This window comes from Pseudonocardia sp. EV170527-09 (assembly GCF_008369905.1).
GTDB lineage: Bacteria > Actinomycetota > Actinomycetes > Mycobacteriales > Pseudonocardiaceae > Pseudonocardia.
The window spans coordinates 1-4061 of the sequence record NZ_VRMC01000179.1; the positions used below are offsets into that span (position 1 = coordinate 1).

Annotated in this window: 6 protein-coding genes; 3 read left to right on the forward strand and 3 right to left on the reverse strand. The window is 69.9% G+C overall.

Annotated elements, in window-relative coordinates; genetic code table 11:
- On the reverse strand, positions 1-317 hold a 317-nt coding region (locus FVA95_RS27765), incomplete at its 3' end, for a leucine zipper domain-containing protein (protein WP_149664620.1).
- A gap of 15 nt (positions 318-332) precedes the next feature.
- Here FVA95_RS27765 and FVA95_RS27770 point away from each other — a divergent pair.
- From FVA95_RS27770 to FVA95_RS34135, 3 genes are all read left to right on the forward strand, one after another.
- Positions 333-743, forward strand: a complete 411-nt coding sequence (locus FVA95_RS27770; protein ID WP_149666777.1) for a hypothetical protein — start codon at positions 333-335, stop codon at positions 741-743.
- A gap of 114 nt (positions 744-857) precedes the next feature.
- A complete protein-coding gene (locus FVA95_RS34130) occupies positions 858-1001 on the forward strand; it encodes a hypothetical protein (RefSeq protein WP_368667375.1) in 144 nt (47 codons plus the stop codon).
- Positions 1002-1013: 12 nt separating this feature from the next.
- Positions 1014-1385: a hypothetical protein gene (locus FVA95_RS34135; RefSeq protein WP_368667376.1), complete on the forward strand. Its 372-nt coding sequence runs from the start codon at positions 1014-1016 to the stop codon at positions 1383-1385.
- A gap of 406 nt (positions 1386-1791) precedes the next feature.
- Here the strand turns inward: FVA95_RS34135 and cas2e are convergent, their stop codons facing one another.
- Positions 1792-2754, reverse strand: coding sequence for a type I-E CRISPR-associated endoribonuclease Cas2e (gene cas2e, locus FVA95_RS31840; protein WP_240051778.1), 963 nt, complete (start codon positions 2752-2754; stop codon positions 1792-1794).
- Positions 2755-2984: 230 nt separating this feature from the next.
- Entirely contained in the window at positions 2985-3371 is a 387-nt protein-coding gene (locus FVA95_RS31845; protein ID WP_193564435.1) for an SCO6880 family protein, read from the reverse strand.
- Positions 3372-4061 lie beyond the last annotated feature (690 nt).

Below are 4061 nucleotides of genomic sequence, written 5' to 3' on the forward strand. Positions count from 1 at the left end.
ACCGCGTGCACGGTCGAGGCGGCCATGCCCAGGCGCCCGGCGATCTGGACCGGGCCCAGCCGGTGCCGCCAGCGCAGCCGTACGATTCGCCGCACCAGACCGACACGGGTCTTCGTCGGTGAGGACCTCGGCCGTGAGCTGCGGTCGGCCATCCCCGCCGGCCCCTCGGCCCGGTAGCGGTCGGACCACTTCTTGGCGGTCCGCGCGGAGACCATGAACATTGTCGCGGCCGCGGTGTGGGTCCAGCCGTGCTCGACGACGAGTTGAGCGAGCCGCAGCCGGGCGCGCGGGGTCAGAGCGGCGTTAGCGTGGGACACGAAGGCCTCCGGTGGGTGAAGCGGTTCCTCGACAGCTCCACTTCACAACCGGAGGCCTTCGTCTGTCAGCCAGACTCACCGCCCCCGGACGGGACAACCTCCCTGGACATCACAGCTAGGCACGGCGGGCAGAGCCTCCGCGATGCCGAAGCCGCCGGCGATGCGCTCGTGCTCGCGGTCGGCGTCCCGATCGAACTGCAGCAGAATCCCCCGAGGCGGACCCACGATGACCTGATCTCGTTCACCGCGGTCGATGACGTCGCGATGGTCGACGTGGAGAACGAGGCGATGCGGCTGCTACGCGCCCATCAGGCCTTGCAACGCTCCCCTGAGCTGCATGACCACATCAGCAGTACCCCGGCGGGCAGAGGCGACGCGGCAAGCGGCTGGGCGGCCGACGGCGACGGCCCGAATGCACGCGAGTAGACCCCCGGTAGCGTCCGTACCGCCATGGACGCCGACACTGAACACCCCGTCTCCCGGTCGACCCCAACTTATCGCCTGGCCAGCGTACTAACCGAGATCCTCGCTCCTTCGGTCGTGGTCACTCTCCTCCCGCTCGCCGTCGCCTGGGCCGCGACACAGCAGATCCTGCCGACCCTGGGCTGGGGTCTGCTCGTCGCGCTGACCAGCAGCATCCTCCCCATGGCCGTGATCGTGTGGGGAGCGCGGTCCGGGCGCTGAGACGGCCACCACGTGCGCAACCGTGAAGGCTGCCTGATCCCGTTCCTCGTGTTGATCGTGTTGAGCTTGCTCGGCCTCGGTCTCCTGGTCGTGCTCTCCGCACCGTGGCCCGTGATCGCACTCGACGTGATCATGTTGGCCACCCTGTTCGTCGCCGGCGCCATCACCACCGGGTGGAAGGTGTCCATGCACGCTGCGGTGTGCGGTGGCGCCGCCATCGTGCTGGTCGTCACCTACGGTCCCCTGTGGTGGCTATCGCTGCTCCTGGTTTCTGCTGTGGCCTGGTCACGGGTGCGCATCAACGACCACACCACCGCCCAGGTCGCCGTCGGTTCGGTCCTGGGAGCGGTTGTCGGCGGCGGGCTGTTCGCCATCCTCGTCTGAGAATCATCCAGTCGAGAGGGTCAGCTCGACGACCTGGCCGCCGAACTCACCACCGAGGAGCGAGAGCTGCTGGTCTTGCTGCGACAATTGCAGATGACAGGTCTCGTCCGTTCGCTCAGCTCCAGGGTCCTCGCCCGGTGCGCTGCCCACGCCCCGACGGCCGCCGCGACCATGACGGACGATGAACCACACCCAGGGCGCCTTGGGTGCGCTCGCCGCGGCCCGGTGGACCACCCCCCGCGGGCGCGGGGACGACTCGACCTGTCCGCCGCGGTCGAGGATGAGCGGGGGACCACCCCCGTGGGCGCGGGGACGACCTTCCTGACCAGCAACAATGGGCGCGCCGGGGCTGCTTCTCCATGGACTTTCCGATGCCGACTGCTCAGCCGGAGCATGGGGCGAATCCTCAACGACCTCGGAAGCGCCGTCGTCGGCTGGCGCTGCTCCAGCCGGTGCTTCGGTCCGGATCTCCTGTGGGCCGCCTCTGCTCATTCTCCGGGTTCGGCCGCAGCATCAGCGTGATGCCTTCGATCTCGGTTGGGATCCAGTCGTGCTTGTGAGTGCGGAAGTCGAGACCTTGCTCATTGTCGGCCGAGAAGACCATGATCGCCCGTCCGGTCTTCACCATGTCGACGGTGCGCAGCCACAGCAGCTCCCGGACCCGTGTGGTCACCTTACCGACGAACACACCGGCCGAGATCTCCAACAGCCACAGAGCGTCGTCCGGGTCGGCGAGGAGGCGGGTGACCTGGGGGATCGTGACCGGTCGTAGTCCGGTGGTGGTGTCGTCGGCGCCGATGAGCCAGCGCAGCACAGTATGCAGGACGTACTCGTCGGTCACCGTCGGCGCGTAACCCTGGTCCGCCGACAACGCGAGCAGTAGCCGGTTCCAGCGGACCAGGACCACCTCCAACTCCCGGCGCTGCCGGTCGTGGCTCCAGGTGTCCCAGCGGACACGCAGCGGGCCGAGGTCGAGGGCGTTGAGCCGGCGCGGGGACCCGGCCCCGAGCACGATCGGCTCGATCCCCAGCGCGCGCAGCACCGGGGTGTACTCGCCTTTGCGGTCCCCGGAGATCAACGTCTTGAACCCGAACGGCATCATCCGCAGACAGAACGCCAACACGGTCGAGGACTTCCCGCGGCCGGGTTCGCCGTAGAACATCATGTTCGGGTTGGTGACCAGTTTCGCCCGCCCGTCACCGGGGGCGACCCACTCGGCGGGGTGGGCGTAGAACGCGGACCCGGAGGAGGCGTCGTAGCCCATCCGGGCTCCGACCGCCGGGACCCCGCCCGCGGCCAGAAGGGGGAACAGGCCGCCGACCTGCGCGGTGGTCGCCCGGAAGACCGGGAGGCGGGCGGGAGCATCCACCGGTGACCATCCGTGGCCCGGTCGACGCCACCCGTGCCGGGGAGCGGCATCCCACCTAATCCGATCCCCATCCCCGAGGTCACCGTCAGGAAAATCACCCACGCGGGATGTAACACCCAGACCGGCGGGAGCGATGGAGGCCAGGTCGAGTTCGGTGAACCCGGCCAGCAGCTCACCGGTCGACCGTCCGCGCTGCCGCACCCGACGCCGATCCTGGCGGGTCTGGCGGGTCACTGTCGCCACCGCCGCTCGGCCCGGCCGGGTAGCCCGTAGCCGAGGGGCAGGGCGGCGGCGGCGAACCCGGCGTCCTGGAGCAGTTCCAGGCGCAGCAGGTCGAAGCGGGCGGCGGCGTCGTTCTCCAGCCCGGCGGCGTGGTCCTCGATGACCCATTCGGCGGGGACGGTGACGGCGGCGGTGAGGGTGTAGCGGACCAGGGCGTGCCCGGCCGCGACCGCGGCCTCCTGGTCGTGGCCGCCGGCGCGGCGGCGCTGCTCGGCTGCGGAGGCGCCGAAGCCGCGGGCGGCTTTGATGTCGGCGACCGCGGTGGCCCGGAACCGCGACCGCGACACCTGCCGGGCTGCGAGCGCCGGCGGCAGGACCTCGCAGTGGATCGTCAAACGGTGCTCTGGAGCACCGGCCAGGGCGATACTCGACTCCGACCGCCTGACACGCACTCGAGTAGCTCGCCACCACGACGCTGACCAGGGCATACCCTGCAGGTCGCCGACGCGGTAGCGCCCGCAGGCAGCGTCAAATCCGCATATCGGGCATAGCTCACGCCGGGCGCGCGGGGCCGGGATAGCTGCACCCAAACACGGCGACCACGCCTCGCGGCGGTGTGCGACACCACCTCGTCAACTGATGATTCCTCGGTCCCCCACACCAAAGCCGTCCCTTCGGACCCACGGCCGGGGCCAGCGTCAGAGATGTGCTGGTCCGGCTGGGTATATCCGGCCGATGGAGGCAGGCGGGACGGCGCCTGCTGCGCCAGGCGGGGACACCCTCGACCGGAGCTTCGTCCGGCGGCGTGAACGCGTAGCAGCCCCTGCGCGAGGACACGCTCACCGGAAGCACTCAGTCACAGCACCGCCATCGGTACAGTTCTCGGTACCGGACCGAGGTGAGGGGGCAGGGATGCGCGAGAGTTCGCTGGTCGCCAGGCCAGACGAGCACGGACATGAGGTCCTGGTCGCCTACCGGCCGGTGCACTTCACACTGGATGACACCGCGCGCGCGATGAACGCCGTCGTGGACCCGCATCTGCGGAAGGTCTCCTCACGCGCCCGCGTTGGTCGCAGCCGAGTGCG